This is a genomic window from Kitasatospora sp. NPDC008115, from assembly GCF_042957205.1.
Classification (GTDB): Bacteria; Actinomycetota; Actinomycetes; order Streptomycetales; family Streptomycetaceae; genus Kitasatospora.
Genome location: NZ_JBIBHU010000024.1, coordinates 83,208 through 108,237, shown reverse-complemented (window position 1 = coordinate 108,237; position 25,030 = coordinate 83,208). Strand labels below are relative to the sequence as shown.

Here is a 25,030-nt window from a genome sequence, read left to right as displayed (position 1 = left end):
CTCGGTGGCCGGCCAGGGAATTGCTGCGGGTTCAGGAAATGACGTATCCGGTCACGATCGCCCTGGTCCGCTCCCCGGAGACCGGCCGCTGGTAGCGGAACTCCTCGGCGACCGCGGAATCGAATCCCGATTTCACCGCCTGCGCCCGCATGTAGTCGCCGGCCAGCCAGTGGAATCCATTGACGCCGGGCGCCTTCTGGACGTCGGCGCCGACCTTCGGCGCGTCGTTCGACGCGATGAGGGCGGCGCGTCCCGAGGGGGAGCCGGGCTGCGGCGTCAGCCAGGACCGGATCCGGGTCAGCACCGGCACGAGACCGCCCTGGTCCCGGTGCAGGTGCCCGAGGACCCCGTCGATGTAGATCACCGACCAGGACTCCTCCGGCTCCCACTGGTAGATGTCCGCGCGGACCGCCTCCAGGCCCTTCCTCCGTGCGAGCTCCACGGCCTCCTCCATCGCGTCCAGCGCGAGCACCCGGAACCCCTTGGCCGCCACCTGCGCCTCGACGGCCGCGTTCCCCGCCCCCAGGCTGAGCAGGCCTCCCCCGTTCCGCCCCAGCTCGGCGACGAGCTTGTCGCACATCCAGTCCCGGTACTCCGAGCTGAACGTGGAAGGGGTGACCGAGTCGCCGCGGCTGCCCCCGTCCTCCCACACCTCGAAGATGCTCGGCTCCGCCCGGTCGCCGCCCCGGTAGAACTTGACCAGGTCGTCGTAGTTCCCCGCCTGCGCGTTCTCCATTGCTCCCCCTGATGAATCTCACGCGCGCACGCACACGCCGAGGCGCGGCCGCAGGCACGCTGCGAAGTTACGCTGAATTTATTTCGGGTTGAACCGGCGTACGGCCGAACGGCGCCGCACTGGTCCCGGCGGGCATACGAGTAGGAATTCGAAGAACGGAATTCGAGGCTCATCGCACACCGGCGACTCAGGCGACCCGCGCACCCTCGGGAGGAAATTCCCCCACCAGCACCAGTTCTGCGGACTTGGGCCGTGGCGGCACGCCAGTCTTTCGCATGGACTCGATCCCCAGCATGCGCTCCCCTCCCTTCGACCGTCAAGGATCCCCGGAAGGATCAAGGCGACTGTGAGCCAGGTCACCCGGAACTCTAAAGAAGCATTAACTCCGTTTTTCACAAATGAATCGAGTGCCATTCATTTCAGCGACCCAGGCAAATGATTGGAACCATTCCTTCACGCAACCCGCTGAAGACATCCATGTCACAGGAGTCCTCGGCGACCCCTGCCGTCCACCTGTCCGCTCGCGGCGGTCGACGTCACGAACCCACCGCCCCGGGCGAGTTGGCCCGCATCGACACCGGAGGGGCGCACCGGAGGGGCGCCGGTGTGACGGAAGGCGTGGACGACACGCACGCGACCGTCCCGACGCGAGGACGCCCGGCCTGGACATCTACTTGACGGCCCGTCAGGTCCTGATCTCAGGCCGGGCCGCCGGTCCGATCAGCCGTCGGCTCTCCTCGGACCAGGAACACACCGGGTTCCACTTCATCGGACAGTGCCAGCAGCCGCTGGGCCGCGTAGCCGGGCCACTGCGTCGCCCTCGTCCAGCGGGTGCGGACCAGGTTGGCGCCGCTCAGGTCCACGCGGGTCAGATCGGCGCCGCTCAGGTTCGCGCCGCTCAGATCGGCGCCACTGAGATTGGCACCGCTCAGGTCGGCGCCGCGCGCATCGGCGTCGTTCAGGGCGGTGGCGGTCAGATCGGCGCGGCTCAGATTGGCACCGCTCAGGTTCGCGCCGCTGAGGTCGGCGCCGCTCAGGTTCGCACCGCTCAGATCGGCGTTGAGTTCGGCGCCGCTCAGGTTCGCCCGGACCAGATCGGCTCCGGCCAGATCGGCGGCGAACAGGTTGGCGCGGCTGAGATTGGCACGGCTCAGCCTGGCACCGCGAAGATCGGCGCCGAACAGATCGGCGCCGGGCAGGGCCGCCCCCGTGAGGTCGACGTTCGCCGACCGGCTCGACCGCTTCACCGACGCCGCCAGGCCGACCGCTTCGGTGGCGGCCCGGTCGAGGGGCGAGCCGTCGCCGGCCCGGTGCGCGATGGCCCGGGCGGTGCTGGTGAGGGCCTTGGGCGCGGCCTTGGGCTGGGCGAGGTACAGCACGCCGCGCAGGACTTCGGCCGCACGCCGGAGATCGTCGTTCTCCAGGTTCTCCACCATGTCGCCATCCACAGTAGGGCCTCAGCCTTCGCCCAGGCCAGTGCAGACAGGGCATCGCGAGCCGGGCGTCGCCTGGAACGTCAGCAGCAGGTCCAGCCCGGCGCGCTCCGCCCAGCGCAGCGCCTGGGTCGTGGTGCTCTTCGCGCCCGGGGCGGCATGCTTGAGCACGAACGCCACCAGCTTCCTCCAGTGGTCCTCGGCCTTCTCCCACTCCGGCTCCGGTGCGGCGCCCGAGCCGCGGCGCGGATGGACATGGCCGAAGGCCATCACCGCGGCCTCCGCGGCACCGCCCTGCTTGTGCAGATCGTGCAGCGTGATCACGACCCCGCCCCCGGTGGCGGCGTCGAGGGCTCGGACAGCTCGCGAAGCCTGCGCACGACCTCCTCCAGGGGTTCGGCCTGGTGCGTGTGGATCTGCGCGGTCACCAGGTAGCCGGCCATGGCGCCGACGAACGCCGGGATGGCGCCCCAGCCCACGACGGACAGCAGCCAGGCGCACCACTGCGGATCGACGTCGGCGGGCGAGGTGATGCCCACCATCACCTCGTAGGCCTGCGCCGCGTGCCCCTCCAGCAGGATCGCGTTCAGTCCGAACAGCGCGGCACACAGCCCGAGGACCCAACTGGCCCGGGTCAGCACCCAGTACGGCAGCCTGCCGAGCGCGTGGCGGCTGGCCCACCGGCTCCGCAGCCGCTGCCCCGGACTCGGCGGGGGCGGCACCGAAGGCGGGGCGGGGGCCGGTATCGGATCAGGCGCGGACACGGCCTCACCGTAGCGGCCCCGCCGGGCCCGGCGGACCGAAACCCGCGGATCCGCCGGGCCCGGTCAGCTCCTGCGGCACGGGGTGAGCAGGCCGCTCTCGTAGCCGATGATCACCAACTGGACCCGGTCCCGGGCGTCGAGCTTGTCCAGCAGATGGCCCAGGTGGGTCTTCACCGTCGCCATGGAGACGTGCAGTTCCTTCGCGATCTCCGCGTTGGACCGTCCGGCGCCCACCAGTTGGAGCACCTGCCCCTCCCGGCCGGTCAGGCCGTCCAGCGCAGGCGGCGCACCGGCCGGTTCGGTGGCCGGGCGGCGGCAGAACTCCGCAATCAGCCGCCGGGTGACGCTCGGCGAGAGCAGGCTCTCGCCCGCGGCCACCACCCGGATCGCGTGCAGCAGTTCGGCCGGCGGGATGTCCTTGAGCAGGAACCCGGCGGCTCCGGCCCGCAGCGCCGCGAAGACATGGGCGTCCAGGTCGAACATGGTGAGCATCAGGACCCGTACGGCCGGGTTCCGCGCACAGATCGCCCGGGTGGCCTCGATGCCGTCGACACCGGGCATCCGCACGTCCATCAGCACCACGTCGGGCCGCTGTTCGGCCGCCAGCTCGATCGCGGCGGCGCCGTCCGCCGCCTCGCCGACCGCCGTCAGGCCGGGTTCGGCGTCGACCAGCATCCGGAAGCTGCCGCGCAGCAGCGCTTGGTCGTCCACCACCAGCACCCGGACGGGCTCGGTCGCGCACTCCTCCGCACGGTCTCCGCTCGTCACGACCCCTCACCCACCAATACCTCCGCCTGATAAGGCAGTTCGGCCCTCACGACGAAGCCGCCCCCGTCCAGCGGACCGGCGTCGAAACGTCCGCCGAACAACTCCACCCGCTCCCGCATCCCGATCAGGCCGTGACCGCTCCCGCTCCCCCGCCCGTCCTCCCGGCCGGGCCGACGACCAGCGCGGTCCCCGACGCCCCCCTCGTCCACCACCTCGATCCTCAACACCCGGGCATCAGCGACCAGTTCGACCCGGCAGCGGGTCGTCGGCCCGGCGTGCCCGAGCACATTGGTCAGCGCCTCCTGCACCACCCGGTACGCCGAACTCTGCACCCCCTGCGGGAGGTCGGCGGCGCCCTCGGTGCGCAGCGCGACGGTGAGCCCGGCCGCCGTGGCACCGGCCACCAGCCCGGGCAGCTCGGCGAGTCCGGGCGCCGGCCGCAGCCCGTCCGCGCCGTCATCCTCCGGGGCGGACTCGCCGGCCCGCAACACGCTGAGCATCTGCCGCATCTCGGCCAACGCCGAGCGGCTGGCCGTCTCGATCACCCGCAGCGCGTCGCCGGCCCCCTCCGGGCGGGTCGCCAGCAGGTGATTGGCCACGCCGGCCTTCACCGCGATCACCCCGACATGGTGCGCCACGATGTCGTGCAACTCCCGTGCGATCCGCAGCCGTTCCTCGCTCACGGCCTCCTCGGCGGCCCGCCGCTCCGACCGGGCGGCCTGGGCCCGCCGCTCCCGCACGGCCCGGCCGAGCACCCAGGCCATCCCGGCCACGGCCAGCCCGGCCAGGTGGAACACGAGGTCCGGCCCGTCGCCGCCCGGGGAACCCCCGATCAGGAGAAGCACCAGCACGAAGCCGCTCACCGCCCCGATCACCGGGGTCGGCACCCGCCGTGCCGTAGTGGTCACCGCCACCTGGTGGAGCGCGAGCGCCGCACCGAGGAACGGCTCCCGGACGGCCCCGGTCGCGGCGGCCACCACCGAGGCCGTCGCGACCACGGCGCAGACCGCGACCGGGCGTGCCCGGCGCAGGGCCAGCGGCAGCCCCATCGCGGCCGCGAGGACGAGCCGGACCGGCCAACCGCCCTGGGAACTCCACGCCGGTCCCGGCAGGGCCAGGAAGAGCGCCGTCAGCGTCGCCGCCGTCAGGGTGTCGAGGGCCGCCGACTCGCTGCGGCTCAGCGGTCGGAGGGCACCGTCGCGGTACAGCGCCCGCCAGGGCGTGGGGAGTCGGGCCACGCGCTCACCGTAGCCGCCTCCGCTGCCGCCGCGCCTCGGCCGCGGGAATGACCGACCGTGGTAGGAGACGACGCCCGGCGCGGCCCGCCGCCTCCGCCGCCCGGTGGAGGCCACGGCTCGGAGCGCCGGCCGATGTGCCGGGGCACCGCTCCACGGCAGCCTGCTGCCGTGATCGAACTACGGCGACTGACCAAGCGCTACCGCGACACCGTCGCGGTCGACGGGCTCACCTTCACGGTCCACCCAGGCCGGGTGACGGGCTTCCTGGGCCCGAACGGGGCCGGCAAGTCCACCACCATGCGGATGATGCTCGGCCTGGACCGCCCGGACGAGGGCGACGTCCGCTACGACGGCAAGGCCTACCACGAGCTGCGCGAACCCCTGCGACACGTCGGCGCGCTGCTGGAGGCCAGGGCGGTGCAGAGCAGCCGCACCGCCTACCACCACCTGCTCTGGCTCGCCCGCACCAACCGGATCGGCCCCACCCGGGTCCGCGAGGTGCTCGCCATGGTGGGCCTGGAACCCGTCTCCTCCCGCCGGGCCGGCGGCTTCTCCCTCGGTATGAGCCAGCGCCTGGGCATCGCCGCCGCCCTGCTCGGCGACCCGCAGGTACTGCTGCTGGACGAACCGGTCAACGGCCTCGACCCGGAGGGCGTGCGCTGGATCCGCACACTGCTCCAGGAGTTGGCCGCCGAGGGCCGGACGGTCCTGCTGTCCAGCCACCTGATGAGCGAGATGGCGATCACCGCCGACCACCTGGTGGTGATCGGGCGCGGCCGGCTGCTCGCCGACGCCCGCATGGCCGACTTCATCGCCGGCACCGCCCCAGAGGACCTGGCCACCCGAACGACCGCCCTGGAGGACGCCTTCCTCCAACTCACCGGCGACACCGCCCAGTACCGGGCCGAGTCCCGCCCCGAGAGGAACCGGCATGTTCGCTAACGCGCCCACGGCCGTCGTCCGTGCCGAACTCACCAAGATCCGAACGGTCCGGTCGACGACCGTCCCACTGCTCATCGCCCTGGCCCTCAGCATCGGCACCGGCGTCCTGAACGGCGCCTCGGCCCGCTCGGCGATCGACCGGCACAGCCCCGCGCTCCGCCCCGACTTCAACCCCCTGGACGCCGGCTTCGTCGGCGTCCAGTTCGGCCAACTGGCCCTGATCGCCTTCGCGGTCCTGCTGATCTGCACCGAGTACAGCAGCGGCATGATCCGCACCTCACTCGCCGCCACCCCCGACCGCGGCCTCTTCTACCTCTCCAAGATCATCGCCACCACCACCGTCGCCCTCCTGACGGCCGTACCCACCACCCTCCTCACCTTCCTCGCCTCCCAAAAGGCCCTGGGCCCCCACGGCATCGGCCTGACCCACCCCGAAGCCCCCCGCGCCATCACCTGCGCCTGCCTCTACCTCACCCTGATCTCCCTCTTCTCCCTGGGCGTCGCAACAACCGTGCGCAGCACACCACTCACCCTCTCCCTCCTCCTCACCCACGTCCTCGCCCTCACCCCGGCAGCCAACGCCATCCCCGCCCTGCACCCCGCCGCCCGCTACCTCCCCGACCACGCCGGCACCGAGGCCATGAAGGCCACCCCGTCCCTCCCCCCGACCACGGCCCTCCTCATCCTCACCACCTGGACAACAGCCTCCCTCCTCACCGGCTACCTCACCCTCCGCACCCGCGACACCTGACCGCCCGCCGTCTCCGCCGGGCCGCCACGGCACCACCAGTGGTGCCGGCCTGCGACTGGACGAGCTCAACAACTCCTGCGGCCTGGTCCTGTCGCCCCTGCCGTACGGCAATGAATGCTCTTCACTCCTCTCCAATGGTGTCGCCCTGCCCGACTGAACCGGCGTCGACGGGTGCCGGCCAGCCCACGGAGCCGACGTCAGCGAACGGATCACAATCGCATACCCATCGGCTGCGGACCGGGCTGCGCAGGTGTACGAGGATCGCCCTGCCATCCTGGCGAGTTGCTCCAGACGTGGCGGGCGGCGAGGAGGAAGTGCTCGCGCCTAACGCGTGCGCCGGCTACGAGAGCTGCGTCCATCCCGGCCTTCGGGCAAGACCGCCTGCCCGGGCAGCGCCCGAAGCAGGCGACGACAAGGTGAGCACCCAGCCGAAGGTCAGCCACGGCCGGGTCACGGTCCACCGGGTTGTCTCCACGCTGCATGACGTGCTCAACCACGCCACGCTCTCCTGGCGGCGGCACTACAACCAGCCAAGCGCTCCACGCCGCGCTAGGCCCACATGGCCGAGCTCAACTGCGCCTGATGGTGGCACACATCAGAGGTACCGACGATCGGTTAGCTATGGCTTCACCGCGTGCCCCGCCGATTGGGCGGTCCCACCCCGGGCTTGCTCAGCGCAACCCTTCCTGGTCGACTCTCCGCCCGCTGCATCGCCAGTAGGCCTGGAACCTGCCCACTTGACCCGACAGGGAAGCACAAGCGGCCTGATCGCAGATCCCTGCTCGGCGATCGACCAACCCCATGCATCCGTCGCTGCATTCCCGTTCCTTTGTCAACACTTCCGTTTCGGACGTTCGGTGAACCCTCTCCGCGTTTCCGCAACACCACCTGGAGATCCTCGTGCCCTCGACCAACCTGTCCCGTGCCGCCCGCTTCGCCGCCGTCTACGCCCTGATGCGAGCGGCGGCGGATGTGGCGGACCATTGGATCCAGACCGACCATCAGGCTGCCACGAAAGCCCAGCACGACGATTCCCCCGAGCAGTCGGGCGCGGCCGGACGCCGGGCCTGCGCGGCCCATGTGGCGTCCTACACCGCGACCCAGGCCGCCGTGCTCCTCATCGGCAACCACACGCTCGGCCTTGGGCTTCGGTCCTCCCGGATTACGACAGCGCTCGCCCTTTCAGCAGCCAGCCACTACGCCGCCGACCGTCGCAGGCTGCTGTATCGGCTGGCTCGCGCCACCAAGGGCGGCCGCTTCGTCGACCTGGCCGATCGCGGAATGAATGGCGCCTACCTGATGGACCAGGCATGGCACCACGGATTCGAGGCCTTCGCCGCAGTCATCGCCTCGGGTTGACGAACCCGGCCGCCGGCGGGTCACCACCCGCAGGGTCAGGTGCTGATCCGGGACACGCACCTCGCCCAACTTTCCAGATCGATCGTCAGCATCCCCTTGCTGTGGAAGCGTCCGATGGAGAGATCATCAAGCAGCTTCCGCGCCCTACGGTGGCCCAGGCGCAACCCCTGGGCCAGATGGTTCCGGCTGACCTTCAAGACGACCTGCTCTGCCCGACCTCCACTCAACCGCTGCTGGTGCCGGACCAAGGGCCGCACCAACGCGGCCAGTCGAACCTCTGGATCGCCTAGACCCTGCACCATCTGAGTCTCGAGATTCCGATCACAGAGGTACTGGGTCAGCAAACGCTCGGCCTGCAAGCCGGAAATGAGCTGATCGAAGCTTCCGGCCTGCGACACCGCCACCAGGCACCGGGTGTGGGCAACGACCTGTGCCGTCCGTGGAGCGCAACGGTCCAGCACTGGCGCCTCACCAATCAGGTCACCGCGTGCGCGGAACGCCTGCACCGAAGGTGCGCCACCTTCCAGCCGCTCGACCCTGAACACGCCGGCCTCAACCGCGTAGACCTCATCTGACAGGTCCCCTTGGAGAATCAGCAGTTGGCCCGGATCGACCACCACTCTCCGCCAGCACCCGATCGTCTTCCCCCATCGGTGGTCACCCACCAAGTCCCGGAAGGTCCTGCCCTGACCAAGGGCCCATCGCTGTCCATCTGCACTCTTGAACATGCCAAGCACGCTAGGGCACCGAGGGTCATGTCCCGTTTATTTCAGCGGTGTTGTCGCCTGCGCCCGGCTTCCCGTCATCCCCGGTGCTATCCTCCGGAACTTTCTCCTCCCAGGGCGGCCCCTCCACCACGTTGCACATACCACCACGCGCGGCCCGCCCGTACCGCCAACGGCAGTATGCCGCCGCTCGTCCCCGGCCGAGGCTATGAGGGAAGCAACGCACGGGTCGGCTCAGCAGCCGACGGCCGACGGCACATCACGCCTCAGGAGGTTCGATGCCCGACTCCACCCCCAGTAGCGACAACTTCACGGGAAGGCGTCTGCCCGACGACCTCGCCGTGGTGGTCCTGGACCAGGTGGCATTCACCCAACGCCCTGGCGCGGACCAGGCCGAGCTCAGCGCATTGACCAGTCGGCTGACCGACGAGGCCCTCTCCGGTGCCGGCCTCGAATCGGTCCGGGACAACAAGCTGTTCTTCCGCGACACCGGCGACGGACTCGTGTTCGGCTGCTCGCCGGGATATCTCGCGGGCCTTCTGGACCGGTTCCTTCCAAGGCTCGAGACAACGATCGCGCGTCACAACGCCACCCCCGGCAAGACCCCGCTGAGGATGCGCCTCGCCATCGCCCGCGGCCCGCTCCCGATCGGAGTAGGACCGGGCGACGGAAACGGGACTGCCCGCAATGAAGCCCACCGACTGGTGGACGCAGAGGTACTCAAGTGGGTCATGGGGGTGGCGAGCCCTGACGTCACGGTCCTGGCGGCGATCATCTCCGACCGTGTCTACCAGGACGTGGTGGCGTCCAGGTACTCGGCACTGCACCCCGCCCGGTTCGTCCGGGTGATCGCCACCGTACCGGGTAAGACGTTCCGCGCCCCGGCGTGGATCCACGTTCCCGTACCGTCGGCCGGCCTGCTCGCCAGCCCGCCGAACGCATTCGCGCCGAACGTCTCATCCGGGGCTCTGGCACACACACCGCCGTCGGCCGACAGCCCTTCCGGACATTGGTTCGAGTCATGGCCGCGGCATGGGGCTGGAACCGCGCAGCATGTATACCAGGGCGTAGCCGTACACGACGTCTCCGGCGACGTGACCCTCTCGTTCCCTGCCGCGGCGGACGTCTCGGAGCGGAGCCGGTGACGGCTGCTCCGACCAGCCGCCCGGCCGCCCCCTCACCCGGCCCGTTCCCCAATTCGGACCGCACCTGCCGGCAACTGGACCAGGCCGTCCACCAGGGCGTCGCCGTGAGCGGGTCCGTCGACACCATCAACATCACCTTCCAGTCATCGCACGAGTGCAAGTCCCAGCACGCGTGCAACAGGCCGCTCTCCCACGCCGCACGCAGTCTCACCCTCGTGCTGGACGACTTCGTCCTCGGGCTGCGCGCCCAGTTGCAAAGGTTGGCCGACCCTCAGGGCCGCCCCACCGCACCGCCCGACTCCCGAGGAGGTACCGAACGGTGGCGATGACCCCGCTCATTCCCAGTACCAACGGCGTGTTCGAGGTCATCCACCGCCAGGTGACCGGCCCGTTGCAGCCGAACCCGACACATCTCGTCGTGCCCGGCGCGGATGAGGACGACCCGATGCTGCTGTCGCCCATCGAGGCGTGGAGCCGCCTCTACGGCGACGATCGCGACGCTGCCCTGGACCGTGCGATCTGGCAATCCGCCATCCGGCTTGCGCAGCTGGAATCCAGCGGTGCCGGTGAACCGGATGGCGGCCCGGTGTCCGGCTGGCAACTGGTCCTACTCTGGCTCGCCGTACCCCGCCTGCGCTCAACAGTGCGCCGACTCGTGTCGCAGTTCGGTCTGGAGCAGGCCGAGTTGGAGTCCACAGCGATCGTCGGCCTGCTTGACCAGCTCTGCGACACCGACCCGGCCCAGCCGGAGCCCGACAGCCGACTGGCGAGCTCCGCGGTACGGCGCTGCTGGGCGCTGGTCCGCCCCGCCGTCCATGAGCGGGCCGTCACCGACATCTGCCGGGTTGCGGACACCCGGCAGCCTTTCCCGGACCCAACGGAGGAACTGATGTGGGAGCTGTACATCACACCGCCGGACCGCCCGACCGGGCTGGCCGCACGGTTGCGCTTCACCGCCTCTCGGGAGAACGTCGAGGGGCTCCGGCTGGGAGCCCTGGCCGAACGCCTCGGACTGCGTGAGGTAGTCCACCGGGCCCGGCGGCCGAGGTCCGGACCCCGGGTCAGCGCCCTCCCACTGCGGTCTGAGGGGGTCCGCCGATGAGCCGCCGCGACGGCACCGCGTTGACGTTCCCCGAGGTCTTTGGCCTGCCGCTGGCCGTCGATCTGCGCACCGCCGCGCGGGCATTCGACATCTGTGCGGGAACCGCGTACCGGCTGGCCTCCCTCAACTCCTTCCCCTGTCCGGTGCTGCGGGTCGGCTGGTGCTACCGGGTGCCGACCGTCGGCCTGATGCGCGCGCTCGGCATCGAGCCACATCCCGTGCAGGCCATCGACCTGGTCACCGGTGCCGAGTTCGCCGCCCGGCAGGAGCGCGACCCGTTCACCCTCGATCTCCTGGGACCGGAGGACTTCGCATGACCGCCACAACGTCGGACACCCAGGCGCTCCCCCAGCCAGCGACCGTGTTCCCCTCGCCCGTCGGCCCGGGGCGGGTGGAGGAACCGCTGGGCTGTGACTGGGCTGGCTCTGGGGCCACAGGGCCGGACGGACCAGACGCCTCCGAGGAGGACTCGCGGTTGTTGGAGCGGTTCGCAGAACTCGGACCGGGCATGGAGGCGATGGCCGGGGACCTCACCTCGATGACCTCGCTCATCACGGCCATCGCCGAGCAGGCCGAGGAATTCGGCCCCGAGATGCAGCGCGTCGCCCGGGACGGCAGTCCGGTGAACACGCGACTTGCCGTCACCGAACGGCTGGCGAACGCGGTGAGCGGCCCAGCCGCCGAACTGGAGGCGACTGCCTGCCGGTTCGCGGAGCGGATGGCCTACCTCGACTCCAGCGTCCATGCCGCGCTGGACCTGTTCGAGACGGTCCCGCCGACCCTCTGGGGCACTGATGACCGGGGCTTCCTGTCTCAACTCGTCGGCATCTCCGGGGCGGCCCGCGAAGGCGCGCACACGCTCGCCCTCTTCCGGACGATCGTGGACAGGGTGATCGCGACACACCGCGAACTACTCGGGCCCGCGAACGACATCTCCGCCGCCGTGCACCAACTCGGCAACGCGATGACCAAGGTGGGCGCATGGGACCACCGGGCCCGTGCTCTCGCGGCCTGAGACCGCTCGGGGCAGGTCACGGGCCTGCTCCACTAGGCAGTGTCCTGGCGATCAGTTGAGTCGTTGATACGACTATGGGGAGTAGGAGTGATCTGACGGATGCCCAGTGGGAGCGGCTGGAGCCGCTCCTGCCGGTGAGCAACGGGCGTTGTGGCAGGTGGCGGGACCATCGCCAGGTCGTGAACGGGGTGCTGTACCGAATACGCACGGGTGTGCAATGGCGCGATTTGCCGGAACGGTACGGACCGTGGAAGACGGTGCACGAGCGGCATCGCCGCTGGTCGGCGGACGGAACGTGGGAAATGCTCCTACGGCGGATCCAGGCGGAGGCGGATGCGGTCGGCGAGATCGACTGGGACATCTCGGTCGACTCGACGTCCGTACGCGCACACCACCATGCCGCCGGTGCCCGGCAGGCTCCGCCGCCCGCTCTCAAAAGGGGCTCAGCCAAGACGGTCAGAACCGCTCGGATCCGGGCGGAACTGATCGACCGGCTGGCGGAGGTGGTGCGGGAGGTGAGGCGCTCGGCCGCTCGCGCGGCGGCCTCACCACCAAGATCCACCTGAGTGCGGACGGCCGTTGCCGGGTACTCTCGCTGGTCATCACGCCCGGGCAGTGCGCCGACTGCACCCAGTTCGAGCCGGTCATGGACGGGATCCGCGTGCCGAGGCTGACCTGCGGCAGGCCGCGTACGAGGCCGGACAGCGTCAGTGCCGACAAGGGCTACAGCAACCGCCGGACCCGACGCTACCTGCGCAGACGCGGGATCCGGCACGTCATCCCGGAGAAGGCCGACCAGGCTGCCGGCCGGGTCCGACGCGGCAGGGCCGGGGGCCGACCGCCCGGTTTCGACAGGGAGCGCTACAAGAAGCGCAACACCGTCGAGCGGGCGATCAACAAGCTCAAGACCTTCCGCACGGTCGCGACCAGGTTCGACAAGCGCGGCTTCGTCTACCTCGGCACCGTCACCGCAGCCGCGCTGGCCATCTGGCTCCGCTCGTGATCGCCAGGACGCTGCCTAATGGCCGCCAGATTCTTCATGCCAACCCCGTCGGCGGTCCAGGCCACCCCCGCCCTCCACCCCACCACCGAAGCCCCGAAAGACGTCGACTCATGACACTTCCCGACGATGACCCCCTACCCATCACCGACCTGCCCGACGAGGGCCTGGTCCGCCGGACCAAGGCACTGGCCTGCACGGCTCCCCTGCAAACCCTCGACGCCCACAAGGGCTCGCTGGAGGGCATCGACGCCCGCGGCTACCAGATGTCCCAACTGGCCCTGCACGCGATCGACCAGATCACCGTGGCCATGGACTTCGACTACGGCGCCGACCCTGACCGCGTGCTCCACCAGCTAACCCGGTACGCCGCGCTCCAGCAGCCTCTGCATGCCGAGGAGCAGCATCGACGAATCGCCGAATGGGTGCTCAACAAGCTCATCAATGTCGGCACGGTCGACCGTGGCTTCCGCCAGATCTGCGGCCGGATCGACAACGGCGGCTACCGAACGTTCCCCTTCGACTTCAAACTGATCGAGGAGGGGTGCACGGGTAGCAGGCTGCACCTGCGGACCACCAACGAGGCGATCAATGTCCTGGTCGGAGCGCTCGACACGGACGTGGAGTCCTCCCAGGTCGCCGCCGAGCACAAGCTCAGGAACCTGATCGAGCGCGGCAGACTCGACGACGCCAAGGTGGCAGCCGAGCAGGCTCGGCATCGCACCGTGCAGTACGGGGAGATGCTGCGCCGGCAACTCGACGCGACCAGGCGCAACGTTCGAACTGTCGACTGGGAGAACGAGGTACCCGAACTTCTCGACGCCGCGCTTTCCCACATCGAGGAGCGCTACGCCATGGAGAGCCAGATTCTCGCGCACATCACCCGTCGCCGCGACGAGGCGGACAATCCGCGGTACAAGCAGCGAGCTGCCGAACTGGTCGTCATCGTCCGGGAGTGCATCGGGCGTCACATGCGGCTGCAAAGACATCTGCAGAACGCGGGCACGATCTTCCGCCGGGAACAGGACAGGCAGGAGTTCTCGGGCCCACCGCAGCGCGCCGCGTTGGATCTGTTCGGCCAGTTACTGGTTCCCGCACTGGACCTCCCGGTGAACCTCGCCCTGCCGGTCCTGGCAGACTACTTCCGCGCCGCTGTGGCTCCCGACCCGCCGGACGCGGTGTCGCTGGCCTCCATCGTCATCCGGTTGTGCCGGTCGGGCCCAGCGAAGCCACCACGAGGAACCGCAGTCCCCGAGCCAGAGCTCTGCACCACGGTCGACGTGGCCGGCTTCACCGCCGAGCATCACCTGCTCGGCGATCAGGTCCTCGCCTTCGCTAACCGTCCCGAGCGACTCAGCACACTGCTGGCCCGGGCCCGTCTGACGGCCGGCGCCGAGGTGGCCAGGCTTGTCCTCCACCGGGCTGGCCATGCGTTCGCCGCCTCGGTGGGCGCGGCCATCAGCAGTGGCGCAAGTCATGTCCTCCTCGCATTCAGGACCGGCGAGGAGTTGACAGACCCGGAGTTCGCAGGCGACGACCTCCTGCTGGCGCGGGTGGACGTCGACCGGAGCGTTCTACCCACGCGGCCCTGCTCGCCAGAGCAGACGTTCCGCTCCGAGCCCGAGAGTTCCGCGAGTACGAGAAAGCACACCGACCCCAAGGAGTCTCCCTAGTGACCGAGGAGCGCTCGTGACCGCTGATGATCACACCCTCGACGCCGAGGAAGCGGCACGTCTGATCTCGTACGGGTTGCGGACCAAGCAAGTCCCAGGCCGTGAAACCGACTACCTCCGTCTCAGCCGACGGTACCGCCAGGAGACCGCGTTCCGCGCCCTGACCGACCGTGTGGGTCGCGGACTCGGGCTGTCAGTGCTTGGAAGTGACAGCGGCACCGAAGCACTGGTGCTGGCGGCACTGGACGGTTCCGTGTTCGAGACGAGGATCGAGGACTACGCGAGGCGGGCGAGGTACCGGGGCGGCCGCGGCGACCACGAGAAGGTCCTGCACGGCCTCATCCACTTGGCGATCGCCGCACTGGCCTTCCCCCGGCCGGACGACCTCGCCCAAGACGGCTTCATCGGCCGGGTCAGCATCGAGGTCATCGACTCAACCGTCCGGGACGTCTGCCGCAAGCTCCAGCAACGAGCCGCCGAGGCCGCCGACGAGACCGACACCACCCCCACCGAAGCCCCCGAGCTCGAGGAGGTCTGGCGTGTGTACTCCCGGCGCCCGGAAGCGTCACGGACAAAGGACAGCCGGGCAGCCATGAACTCCACCCGGGCGATGGTCAGCCGGGCCCTCAACTTCCTCACGGACTGCGGCTTTCTCACAGCAGTCGGTGAAGCCGCTGACGGCAACTACCGGACGACGCCCCGATATCAACTCCAGGTGCGCGAACTCGCGGCCACCAACGCCTTTCAGGAACTTCTCAGGATCGGAACGGCCCCGATGACCGTGGCCGCTGGCACCCTACGGGTCGTCCATGGCGACTGCGATGGGGAACTCGGCCTGGAGGCAGTAGATGTATGAACTCTCCCGTGTCCTGCTGCGGTCGGTGGGACCAGCCGCAGCCCGCTACGAAGACGTGCTGATCGACCTGAGCTCCGCTGGCGCGCCCGTACCCGCCGCCCCCGAGACACTGTTCGGCGAGGACAAGCCGGTGCTCCGGCCGTCCCCGGCGAGCGTGTTGCACCTGGAAAACGGCGGTGGGAAGTCGGTGCTGATCAAGCTGACCTTCTCCGTGGTACTCCCGGGCCACCGCCAGGCGGTCGGCACCTCCAATACCCATACGCTGAGCAGCTTCGTCCTGGAGGGCGACGTCTCTCACGTCGTCCTGGAATGGGTGCATACCAAGAGCGGGCGACACCTGGTCACCGGCAAGGTGTCAGCCTGGCGCAACGGGCGCCCCTCCAAGGACCTCAAACAGCTTACCGAGTGCTGGTACCACTTCCGGCCGACGGAAACCCTCGGGCTGCGGACCCTCCCGATCACTGAGAACGGCCGGTACCGCGTGCTGTCCGACTACTGCGACCAGCTGACGGCAGCCGCTGAGTCCGATGCCGGGCTCGAGTACTCCTGTATCCGGGTCCAGAAACAGTGGACTGAACGGCTGGTGGACCTGGGCTTGGATCCCGAGCTCTTCCGCTACCAGCGCGCCATGAATGCCGAGGAGGGAGAGGCGGCCGATGCGTTCTCCTTCTCCGGGGACGACGCTTTCGTCGACTCACTGCTGAGTGCGGTACTACCACCCGAACCGGCGGAAGAGCTTGCTGGCGTGGTGGGCGCCTACGCCGACAAACTCGCTGTCCGCCACAGTCTCGAACTGGAGCGGGAGTTCGTCCGAGGGGCACTGGAGCATCTTCCGCCACTCGCCGAGGCCCGGCGGACCCGCCTCGCCGGAAGTGCGCGCAGGGACGATGCGCAGGAACGACTGGACAAGCACCTCCGGCTGGTCCGGATCCGCGCCCACCTTGAGCGCCACCGGGCGGACGGTCTGCGGACCGAGAGCCGGGGTCTGGCCGACGAGTTGGAGCAGGAGACTGAGCGCCACGCCCACCTCATCGCGGTGACCGCCGAGTTGCGTCGGCTGGTCGCCCTCATGCGATTGGAAGAAGCACGGGACGAGGAGCAGCAGGACCGTGACGCCCTCCGACAGGCCAAGTTGGTCGAGAGCGGCTGGGCGGCGGTTCCGACGGCCCTACGCCATCGCGAAGCCATGACCGAGGACCTGCGGCTCAGGCAGGTCATCGCGGAGACCCACGAAGCCGCCCGGCCCGCCCTGGTCGCCAGGGACACCGCAGCCGTAGCCCTGCGGCGCGCTCTCACCGACCTGCGCGACCGGACAGAGCGCCAAGCGGCCGAGGCCGAGGCAGCTGGCCAGGGTCAGGCCGCTCTGGCCCTTCAGGCGCAGGCCGAGCACAACGCTGCGGTAGCCCACGCGGCAGAATGGGCAGCCGAGGCAGCTGTCCACCGCACCAGTGCCGACTCCGTCCGGGCGGAACTCGCGGCCGCCGTGCGCGAAGGCCGGCTATCCGCAAGCATGACCGCCGGCGAGGCCGCGGAAGGCGCACAGGCGCGGGCTGTTCAGGCTGGGGCGCACGTCGCCGAACTGGAGGCAACCCTAACCGAGCTGGACCAAGCATGCGTGAGCGCGGAGGAGTCGCTCGGCTCGGCCCGGGATACCTCCGCCACCGCTGATGAGGCCTTCCGTGCCGCCGAGCGTGAACTCACCCGGGCCACCGCCCGAACTGCCTCTCTGGAGGCCGATCCCGATCTCCCCGGGCCGGCCGACGGCGGTACCGTGGATCTTGACCGGGACGCCGCGGACCTGCTCACCTGTGTGACCGCGGTCCGCCGCGAGGTGGACGCCGCCCAAGCCGTCGTCCAGGTGGAGATCGCGGGCGACGAGCGGGCCCGGACGGCTCTGGAGACCACGGAGCTAATGCCCCCGTCAGTAGATGCGATCCGGGTGCGGCAACGACTGCAGGAAGAGGGGTTCACCGCCTGGACGGGGTGGGAGTACCTCGCCTCGCTCGGCAGCGTCGAACGTCGGCACCAGATCGTGCGCCAGGCTCCCCGGTTGGCATCCGGCGTGATCGTGAACGAGCGGTTCGGTGAAACGGCCGACATCCTCGCGAAGAGCCGTCTGTGGCCCACCGAGCACCTGGTGGTCGGCACCGCCGCCCACCTTCTCGCCGCCGCAGCGGAGGACGCAGAAGCGGAGGAGCCGGTCGTAGTCCCAGTTCACCCTGCGCTCTACGACGAACAGGCGGCCGACGATGAGCGTGTCCGCCTGGCCGAACGCCATCGGGAGCAGGTCCGACAGCAGGCCGGGCTCCGTGACCGGGCCGAGCGGTATGCGGCCCTTTACACTCGGCTCGCCGACTGGCGCAGGGACTTCCCGCCGGGGCGTCTGGAGGAACTGCGCCGGGAGCTTCGGCAACGTGAGTCCGAGGCCGCCGCCGCCGGCCTCGTCCTGGCCGAACGACAGGCCGGCCTCGACCGGATCATCGGAGAGCGCCGCTTCGTCGCCTCTGCGATTCCCCCTGCCCGCCAGGCCCACCACACGGCAGAGCGCGCCGTCGAGGTGCTTGAACGGCTGGCGGAGCGGGAGGCACGCATCCCCGGCTGGGAAGGCTCAGAGCGGACGGCGCTCGAAGCCGCCGAGGCGAATCGCGACACCGCCAAGCGGGCGGCTGAGCGCAGCGACCGCTGCCGCGCATTGACGGCCGACCACCAGCGCAGCGCCGACACACTACGTGCCACGGCACAGCGAATCGTGGACGAACTGACTACACTGCCGCAGGCGGATGGTCTTCCGGACAGCGACGGGTCCGCGGCCGAACAGCCGGTCGAGGTATTGCGCCGGTCGTTCGCCGCAGCCGTGGAGGAGTTGCGACGCGTCGCAGTCGGTGAAGACCTCAAGGCGAAGGCCGCACTCGCCCGCGACCGGCTCGCAGCGGCGGACCGGGAGCTCGGCGATCTGTCTCCGGCGGTACGGCAGCAGGCCGAGGAACTCCTGACCGGCCCCGAGGCGGCCGACACCGTGTCCCGCGCCCTGGCTCGCGAGGCCGCCACACGGGTCGTCCTCTCGGCCGAAGAACGGCTTGCTGAGTCCGCCGTGCTGACGGCGATCCGCCGGGCTGAGCTCTCAGCCTTTCCGGAGCCCGTCGAAGCCGTCGACCTCTCGCCATTCACCCACCCGAAGCACCTTGCCGAAGGTCTCTCCATGGCTACCGAGGCGGAGACGGCTCGGGACAACGCCGAGCGGTTGCGCCGCGAGATCAGCCACCGCAGCGAACGAGCGAGGCAGCGGGCAAAGGAGGCGGCCAGGGAGGCAATGCTCTTCGCCGATCTGTCGGCGCTGCTCGGCTCCGGGCCTGGAGGCGAACCTGCCGAGGAGGAACCGGGCTTCGAGGGCGATGCCTCGGCCGCCCGGAAACGCCACGACGCTGCCAGGACCCACTTCGTCGAGGCCGACGAGGCGCTGACCGCCGCAGTCCTCACCGAGCGCACCCTGACCGACCGACTGAGGCAACACGCCATCGACGAACGCTTCGCCGCCATCCACCTCCCGAATCGGTCGATCATCGTGGCGGCGGATCCGGCAGAGTTGTCGGCCAACGCCGCCCGCTGGCAAGGTCTGCTGCAGCAGCGACTGCGCTCTCTGGAAACCGACCTCGACTCCATCTGCCGTCACCGTCGAGCCATCATCGGCCAGCTTCGCCAACAGGTGGAGGAGGCGCTGAGGATCGTGCGGCGCGCCGAGACGCTCTCCAAGCTGCCGGACCGTCTGGCCAACTGGTCCGGCAGACCGTTCCTGCAAATCGGCTTCGCGGCCGCTGAAGACGACGCCCTGACCGACCGGCTCGGCACCGTCGTCGACCAGTTGGCCGACGAGGTCGTCAACGGCCGGCCAGGCAAGCGCGGCGGCCTCTCCCTGGTCCTGCGCGGGGTTGCGTCTGCGGTCGGCACCTCGGGCTTCAGGGTTCGGATCCTCAAGCCCGATGCGGTTCTGAGGGATCAACGCGTTCCAGTGTCAGAGATCAAGGACATCTTCTCGGGCGGGCAGGTCCTGACCGCGGCCATCGTCCTCTATTGCACAATGGCCGCTCTCCGGTCGAGCGAACAGGGCAGGACCAGGCACCGCCACTCGGGAGTACTCTTCCTCGATAACCCGATCGGACGGGCATCGGCGTCGTATCTGTTGCAGTTGCAGCAGGCCGTGGCCTCCGCACTGGGCGTCCAACTGGTCTATACCACAGGCCTATTCGACCTGAATGTCCTGGAAAACTTCCCGTTGGTGGTCCGGCTACGCAACAGCGCCGACCTGGCGGCACACCGCAAGTACCTGACGGTGGAGGACACCATCCGGCCCCTGCTGGACAACGTCCGACCAGCAGAACGGGGCGCAGAGATCGACGCGGCCCGGTACTACCGACGTCCCCCAGGGAGCGACCGTGCCGAAACCTGATCCAATTCGGCTGAGCACCGCTGACCGAACGTTCCTCGCCGCACTCCGCGAGCGGTCGTCCGCCGGCAAACGAAGCGCCGCCGCCTGGCGGAAGCTCGCCATCCCAGTGGCGAGAGAGCTCTACCACGAACTCTTCGGCCGAGCCGGAGACGACACCCTTGTGCCCAAGGTCCTGCTCCAGACGTTGTCGCGCCTCAGGGACGCGGGAGAAGTCGAGTTCGTCACGCGGACCGACCACGAGCGCGTCGAACTGCCCGTGAGCATCCGAGTGCGCGAACAGCCGACGCCACCCCCCGACCGGCCGGCAATGCCACCCCTGCACCCGCGCCTGAGCCGGGTTGCGGCCGAATGGCAGCTCAACAGCCGCAAGCCGAGACATCTGGCCGCCTACATCGCCGTCAACGAGTGGCTGACGGGCGATCCGGACCTGACCCCGGTGCCGTTGTGCGAGCGATCGCTTGAGGTGTTCGGCGGACCGGCACACCTCACCCACTTTCCGGAGCCGGAGAAGGCCTTGAGGGATCTCTCCTTCGGCTGGCTCTTCTCCGACCAGGTATACCTCAGGAACTTCCTGAACATCCTGCGGGCAGAACCGCCGCTGCTCAACGAGTGGTACCCGACCAGACCGCAGGAACGGGGCTACACCGCGATGGAGCGTGGTGACATCCTCTTCGTTGTCGAAAACTACACAACCTGCTGGTCCCTGACGAAGGCTCTGGAAAAGATTGACCACCAACTGGGGTATCTGGCCTGGGGTATCGGAAAGTCCTTCTCTTCGTCCGTACGCAGCATCCGTCCCGACCACGGTGTGGGTGCAATCAGATACTTCGGAGATCTGGACGCCAGCGGCCTCATTATCCCGATTCGGGCGACCGAGAAGGCCAGGGCGGCAGGGCTCCCACCGGTTACACCTGCCGGCGACCTGTACGACGCACTGTTCCGACTCGGCACGCCCCTTCCTGGCAAGGAGGATCCGCTCCCCCGGGCCAGGGCCGAGGAACTCGCTGCCTGGCTGCCCGAACGACACCGTACGCGGGCCGTCGACCTACTGGTCCGCGGTGAGCGCCTCGCCCAGGAGTGGGTGAGTCTGCGCCACCTGAACTCGTCGAACTCCTGGCACACCGATGTCCGGCAGCCGCCCTGCCCACTCTGACCATGCAACCGGCTTCCTCCACGCGAAGGGGGAAACCTCAACCCACGGACCCGTCGGTCCAACCAGACCGATCGGGCAGTGAAGGACAACCATGGAACTCCTCAGCGACGAAGTCCCCAGGCCGGCAGCCGATCTCGGATCCGTCCTTGACCCAGCACAGCTGAACCGCATCGAGTCGGTCCACCGCGGCTTCCTCTACCAGCACCTCTACGCGACGGCTTGCCTGCTCACCATGGCGGACTCCGGATCCAGCATGCTGGTCAGCGAACGCGACGAGGACATCGAACTCCTCCTCGGCAGCTGCCGTCTCTACCTGCAGGTAAAGACGCGCAGCCATGCACTCCAGTGGGGGGACGTCAGGGGTGCGGTGGAGAGCTTCACTGCCATCCGCGCGGAGCACGACGCGGGGCACCGCACCGGGAAGCCCGTCCTCGTGATCGTCGCCAACGCCGAGCCGGGACCGGGCCTCGCTGCGAAGATCATGGAACAGCACTGGCCGCAGGACGTGCTGATCCACTGGCCCACCGGTCCCCGGACAGTGCCCGGCCTGCCGCCCGCCTGGACCGACCTCACCGAAGCCATGCAATGGTGCGTGGCCGCTGCCGATCGCGTTCCCTTCGCTTCCCTCGCCCCGCAGACCCTGGTGGCGAAACTCGCCGCACACGTACAGCACCTCGCGAGCGGAGCGAATGGCCACAGGGTCAGGGCCGACGAACTGCCTGTTCTCTTCGAGCAGTTCGTCGAGCATCTGCAGGCATTTCCCGCAGTCCCTACCCCATGGTTTCCTCACCGTGACGAGCCGAAACCCGACAGCGAGCACCGCGTCCGGCTACTCGTCGGTCTCGCCGGTTCGGGCAAGAGCACATGGGCGGGCCAGGCTGCCGCACATCACTCCGGCACGATCATCTACTTCGACATCGCCGACCTGCCCTCCGACGCCGTTGCGGCCTCGCTCGCCCGTGAACTGGCCGCACATCTGCTGTCGACCTCTGCACGGCCCGCCACCGGCGGCCTCTTCCCAAGCGGGAGCGGTCTGGAGATCCTGAGTGCCGTCAATCGGCAACTGGCGACCGAAGACCACATCACTGTCGTCCTGGACAACGTTCACCGTCTCGAGTACGGGAACATCCGAGCTGTACTGGACACCGCCTCCCGGTTCCGCTTCGTGCTGTTGGCCCAACCCTGGGAGGGCCAGAGCCCGCTGGAGGCGCACCTCGGACGACGGGCTGAGGATCTATCGGGCTGGGACGAGGACACGGTCGCTGCCGTCTTCGCGGCAGCCGGATGCCCCGTCGATCACCCAACTGCTCAACGCGTTCTCGACCTCACCGGGGGGCTTCCCCTCTTCGTTTCGAACGCCGCCCAACTGACAAGGGACGCATACAACTCGGATGCGCGTGCCCTCTGCACGGCCTTCCAGGAGAGGTTGCACATCAGCCCGACAGCGCAGGAGTTTCTCATCGGCGACATCCTCGCCCGCCTCAACGAACCCGCCCGAACAACTGCCGCTCTCCTATCCCTGGCCGAAGTCCCGCTGACTCGTTCCGAGGCCGATGCGCTCGGCGCTGCAGCGGGCACGGCCCCGCGGACCCTTCGCGCCCGAGCATTGCGAGAACTCGTCGCGTGCGGGCTCGCGCAGTTCTTCGCCGACGGCAGGGTCAAACTCCACGACGCGGCTCGTCCCGTGGCTGACGAGCACGCCGACACACTCCCCCCGGAGCGGCTGCACGCCGTCCGACAGTCGCTCGCGGCGATGCTTCTGCGATCGTTCGATGAGGATCGCGACATCCGCCGATTCGGCCGGTGGCTGCGCCTGCTCGCCACCCTCGGCCAGGTCGATGTCCTGGCCGACATCGCCAGCGAGGAATACTTCCGGGAGATCGGCGTGCCGACCGAACTCCAGTACATCCTCGCCACCGTCGCGACCGACGAGGAGCAGAGCACCGCTCATCGGTTCCTGGCCTCCAACGCCCTTGCCACCTGGACCAGCGACCAGGGGGACGCAACAGGCTTCGCCGCCCACATCGACCGGATGCGGTCGCTCGCCACGACCGGCGAGCTGAACACCTGGGCGAAGAGCACTCTCGCGCTGCGACTCATCCTGGCAGCCGGAAAGACGGGCGACCCGCAGGCGCTTCGGCGTGCCCACCAGGAGGCCCTACTCCTGGCCACCTCCCCGCAACTGGAACGCATCGTCCAGTACACCTACGCGACCGGTCTCTACGCTCTCAACCGGTACGAGGAGGCTGGCGACGAGGCCCTGGCGGTAAGCGAGGCCTACTACCATCACCTCGGGCTGACCCCCGAAGACGTCATCGGGGTGGGACCGGAACAACTCCGTGCCGTGCTGGCGGATAGCAAGACCTGGCAGGACGACTGCAAGCACCTCGCCGACTGCCTCGGCCTCTACGTCCGGACTTGCCGTCAGCGGGGCCGCGAATACGGCCTCGCGGCCCTTCACGCCATGAAGTTCTACTCACTAGCGGCTGCCTGGCGGTCGATGGTCACCATCGGTCAGGACGCGGCCGACGACCTCGTCGCGATCGGTGACCTCATCGGTGCGCTGAAGCTGATCGACGAGTCACTGCTGCCGCTCACCACCCGCTACGCGCTGGTCGACGAGGTAATTGGCCTCCGCTCACAACGGGCCGTCATCATCGCTTGGCTGGGCGATCCCCACACCGCCCTAGCCGAACTAGACGTGCTCGAGCAGTATGACCTAACCGACAATCAGTCACTCGACATCCGCTCGCAGCGACGCCTCATAGAGGCGATCCGCAATCGGGGAATCAGCTTGGGCGGCCCGTGAACGGTCGATCACCACACGCCCGCAACCAGCCCGACCCAGGGCAGAGTTGCCAGATGTTAAAGCCACCGAAGCTCAAGCCGGGGCGTCCTCGGGTGCCGGGCTGGCAGGCGCTGTGCGGGATCCTGTTCGTATTGCACATCGGCATCCAGCGGGAGTAGCCGCCGCAGGAACACCGCTTTCGATTCAGGCATGACCTGGTGGCGGCGCCTGGCCGCCTGGAGCGAGGCCCGGTATGTGGGGGCCGGCTCCATCTGGGCCGCGGCCGACCGGGGATACGGCCGAGACAAACCGGTGGCGGGGTTGTGGGTGAGCGTGTCACCACCAATCCGTCATCGATGACGGGGCGCGAGCGCCCCCGCCCTGTGGACTCCGGCTCCCCGCAGCGTCAAGGGCGGCCCGCAACGACGGCTTCGGGGAGTTACGGGCGAGCCCCGAGGCGATCACCGAGGACGGGCCGCTCACCGATCGAGGTCGACGCCCTCTCAGAGGGTTGCGAGCCTGCGACGGGCGGCGATAACGGCGACTGCGGCAACTGTCATCCATACCTTGCCGAGCACCTGTCCTGGCAGGAACTCGAGCGAGCCGAACGCCAGTGTGAGGAATACCAGACTGTCGGCAATCGTCCCGACCAGATTGGACGCAACCATCGCAATGAGCAGGCCGCGCTTTCGAAGCGGCTCGTACACCATGAAGTCAAGGCCTTCAGACAACGCGAACGCCGCAGCAGACGCGGTCGCTAGCGCCGGGTCGGCCAGCCAGTAGGACAGAGCCGCGCCCACAAGCACTGCAAGGGCAACAGGCCAGCGGCCGGCAGTTTCGCGCGCGAGGTCACGCAAGACGAGGGCTATGCCAACGAGATAGACACCTGCTGGCGCAAGGTAGCCGAGGCCCACTGGAACGACGCCGAAGTGACTGACCGCCATGTTGGCAGCAGGGATGGTGGCGATGTATGCAACCAAGGCACCGACTGCACCCAGGCGTCGAGCACGCATGATTCTCCTTGAGGACATCTCATTTTGGACGGTTGGTCAACGAATACGTGGTCGGGCCGGGTGCGCGGGCACTCCCGGCCCGATCATCGGAGCCCGGATCGACCCCAGCACCGGTTCCAGGCGCA

The 25,030-nt window shown here is 69.1% G+C and carries 22 protein-coding genes; 14 read left to right on the top strand and 8 right to left on the bottom strand.

The features are described from left to right. Positions 1 to 31: 31 nt before the first annotated feature. From ACFZBX_RS27395 to ACFZBX_RS27370, 6 genes are all read right to left on the bottom strand, one after another. The gene (locus tag ACFZBX_RS27395) at positions 32 to 736 is read right to left on the bottom strand and encodes a class I SAM-dependent methyltransferase (protein ID WP_391536440.1); all 705 of its coding nucleotides are present in this window, start codon (positions 734 to 736) and stop codon (positions 32 to 34) included. A 698-nt stretch (positions 737 to 1,434) separates the two neighbouring features. After that, positions 1,435 to 2,172, bottom strand: coding sequence for a pentapeptide repeat-containing protein (locus ACFZBX_RS27390; RefSeq protein WP_391536439.1), 738 nt, complete (start codon positions 2,170 to 2,172; stop codon positions 1,435 to 1,437). A gap of 21 nt (positions 2,173 to 2,193) precedes the next feature. Further along, complete coding sequence (locus tag ACFZBX_RS27385) at positions 2,194 to 2,493, bottom strand: hypothetical protein (protein WP_391536438.1); 300 nt, start codon at positions 2,491 to 2,493, stop codon at positions 2,194 to 2,196. Continuing rightward, positions 2,490 to 2,933 (bottom strand): DUF6313 family protein, encoded by a 444-nt coding sequence (locus ACFZBX_RS27380; RefSeq protein WP_391536437.1) that lies wholly within the window; start codon positions 2,931 to 2,933, stop codon positions 2,490 to 2,492. Before ACFZBX_RS27380 ends, ACFZBX_RS27385 begins: the two co-directional genes overlap by 4 nt. Positions 2,934 to 2,996: 63 nt before the next feature. After that, on the bottom strand, positions 2,997 to 3,701 hold the full coding sequence (locus ACFZBX_RS27375; protein ID WP_391536436.1) for a response regulator: 705 nt from the start codon (positions 3,699 to 3,701) through the stop codon (positions 2,997 to 2,999). Continuing rightward, a complete protein-coding gene (locus ACFZBX_RS27370) occupies positions 3,698 to 4,939 on the bottom strand; it encodes a sensor histidine kinase (RefSeq protein ID WP_391536435.1) in 1,242 nt (413 codons plus the stop codon). The genes ACFZBX_RS27375 and ACFZBX_RS27370 overlap by 4 nt, the downstream gene beginning before the upstream one ends. Before the next feature lie 168 nt (positions 4,940 to 5,107). Between ACFZBX_RS27370 and ACFZBX_RS27365 the strand changes: the two genes are divergently transcribed. From ACFZBX_RS27365 to ACFZBX_RS27355, 3 genes are all read left to right on the top strand, one after another. After that, positions 5,108 to 5,881 carry an ABC transporter ATP-binding protein gene (locus tag ACFZBX_RS27365; protein ID WP_391536434.1) on the top strand — a complete coding sequence of 258 codons (774 nt, stop codon included), beginning with the start codon at positions 5,108 to 5,110 and terminating at the stop codon, positions 5,879 to 5,881. Next, entirely contained in the window at positions 5,871 to 6,632 is a 762-nt protein-coding gene (locus tag ACFZBX_RS27360) for an ABC transporter permease (RefSeq protein ID WP_391536433.1), read from the top strand. Before ACFZBX_RS27365 ends, ACFZBX_RS27360 begins: the two co-directional genes overlap by 11 nt. A gap of 900 nt (positions 6,633 to 7,532) precedes the next feature. After that, positions 7,533 to 7,991: a hypothetical protein gene (locus ACFZBX_RS27355; RefSeq protein ID WP_391536432.1), complete on the top strand. Its 459-nt coding sequence runs from the start codon at positions 7,533 to 7,535 to the stop codon at positions 7,989 to 7,991. A 35-nt stretch (positions 7,992 to 8,026) separates the two neighbouring features. On the opposite strand, the gene ACFZBX_RS27350 is transcribed toward ACFZBX_RS27355, so the two are convergent. After that, complete coding sequence (locus tag ACFZBX_RS27350; protein ID WP_391536431.1) at positions 8,027 to 8,719, bottom strand: Crp/Fnr family transcriptional regulator; 693 nt, start codon at positions 8,717 to 8,719, stop codon at positions 8,027 to 8,029. A gap of 275 nt (positions 8,720 to 8,994) precedes the next feature. On the opposite strand from ACFZBX_RS27350, the gene ACFZBX_RS27345 reads away from it, so the two are divergent. The 11 genes from ACFZBX_RS27345 (at position 8,995) to ACFZBX_RS27295 (ending at position 23,913) form a co-directional block, all read left to right on the top strand. Beyond that, entirely contained in the window at positions 8,995 to 9,861 is an 867-nt protein-coding gene (locus tag ACFZBX_RS27345; RefSeq protein ID WP_391536430.1) for a hypothetical protein, read from the top strand. Beyond that, positions 9,858 to 10,190, top strand: coding sequence for a hypothetical protein (locus ACFZBX_RS27340; protein ID WP_391536429.1), 333 nt, complete (start codon positions 9,858 to 9,860; stop codon positions 10,188 to 10,190). Before ACFZBX_RS27345 ends, ACFZBX_RS27340 begins: the two co-directional genes overlap by 4 nt. After that, on the top strand, positions 10,181 to 10,963 hold the full coding sequence (locus tag ACFZBX_RS27335; RefSeq protein WP_391536428.1) for a hypothetical protein: 783 nt from the start codon (positions 10,181 to 10,183) through the stop codon (positions 10,961 to 10,963). Before ACFZBX_RS27340 ends, ACFZBX_RS27335 begins: the two co-directional genes overlap by 10 nt. Beyond that, positions 10,960 to 11,280, top strand: coding sequence for a DNA-binding protein (locus ACFZBX_RS27330; protein WP_391536427.1), 321 nt, complete (start codon positions 10,960 to 10,962; stop codon positions 11,278 to 11,280). Before ACFZBX_RS27335 ends, ACFZBX_RS27330 begins: the two co-directional genes overlap by 4 nt. 191 nt (positions 11,281 to 11,471) lie before the next feature. Beyond that, positions 11,472 to 11,978 carry a hypothetical protein gene (locus tag ACFZBX_RS27325; protein ID WP_391536426.1) on the top strand — a complete coding sequence of 169 codons (507 nt, stop codon included), beginning with the start codon at positions 11,472 to 11,474 and terminating at the stop codon, positions 11,976 to 11,978. A 74-nt stretch (positions 11,979 to 12,052) separates the two neighbouring features. Beyond that, positions 12,053 to 12,981 (top strand): IS5 family transposase gene (locus ACFZBX_RS27320; RefSeq protein ID WP_391536425.1). Its coding sequence is split into 2 segments (ribosomal slippage): positions 12,053 to 12,427 and positions 12,430 to 12,981, totalling 927 coding nucleotides; the frame shifts between segments, so codons are not numbered across the junction. Between the two features lie 110 nt (positions 12,982 to 13,091). After that, entirely contained in the window at positions 13,092 to 14,651 is a 1,560-nt protein-coding gene (locus ACFZBX_RS27315; protein ID WP_391536424.1) for a hypothetical protein, read from the top strand. Positions 14,652 to 14,667: 16 nt separating this feature from the next. Then, positions 14,668 to 15,507 (top strand): hypothetical protein, encoded by an 840-nt coding sequence (locus ACFZBX_RS27310; protein WP_391536423.1) that lies wholly within the window; start codon positions 14,668 to 14,670, stop codon positions 15,505 to 15,507. Further along, on the top strand, positions 15,500 to 19,951 hold the full coding sequence (locus tag ACFZBX_RS27305; protein WP_391536422.1) for a hypothetical protein: 4,452 nt from the start codon (positions 15,500 to 15,502) through the stop codon (positions 19,949 to 19,951). Before ACFZBX_RS27310 ends, ACFZBX_RS27305 begins: the two co-directional genes overlap by 8 nt. Beyond that, positions 19,938 to 21,104: a hypothetical protein gene (locus ACFZBX_RS27300; RefSeq protein ID WP_391536421.1), complete on the top strand. Its 1,167-nt coding sequence runs from the start codon at positions 19,938 to 19,940 to the stop codon at positions 21,102 to 21,104. The genes ACFZBX_RS27305 and ACFZBX_RS27300 overlap by 14 nt, the downstream gene beginning before the upstream one ends. Positions 21,105 to 21,195: 91 nt before the next feature. Continuing rightward, positions 21,196 to 23,913 (top strand): hypothetical protein, encoded by a 2,718-nt coding sequence (locus tag ACFZBX_RS27295; protein ID WP_391536420.1) that lies wholly within the window; start codon positions 21,196 to 21,198, stop codon positions 23,911 to 23,913. Positions 23,914 to 24,395: 482 nt separating this feature from the next. On the opposite strand, the gene ACFZBX_RS27290 is transcribed toward ACFZBX_RS27295, so the two are convergent. Then, positions 24,396 to 24,905, bottom strand: a complete 510-nt coding sequence (locus tag ACFZBX_RS27290; RefSeq protein ID WP_391536419.1) for a VUT family protein — start codon at positions 24,903 to 24,905, stop codon at positions 24,396 to 24,398. Positions 24,906 to 25,030 lie beyond the last annotated feature (125 nt).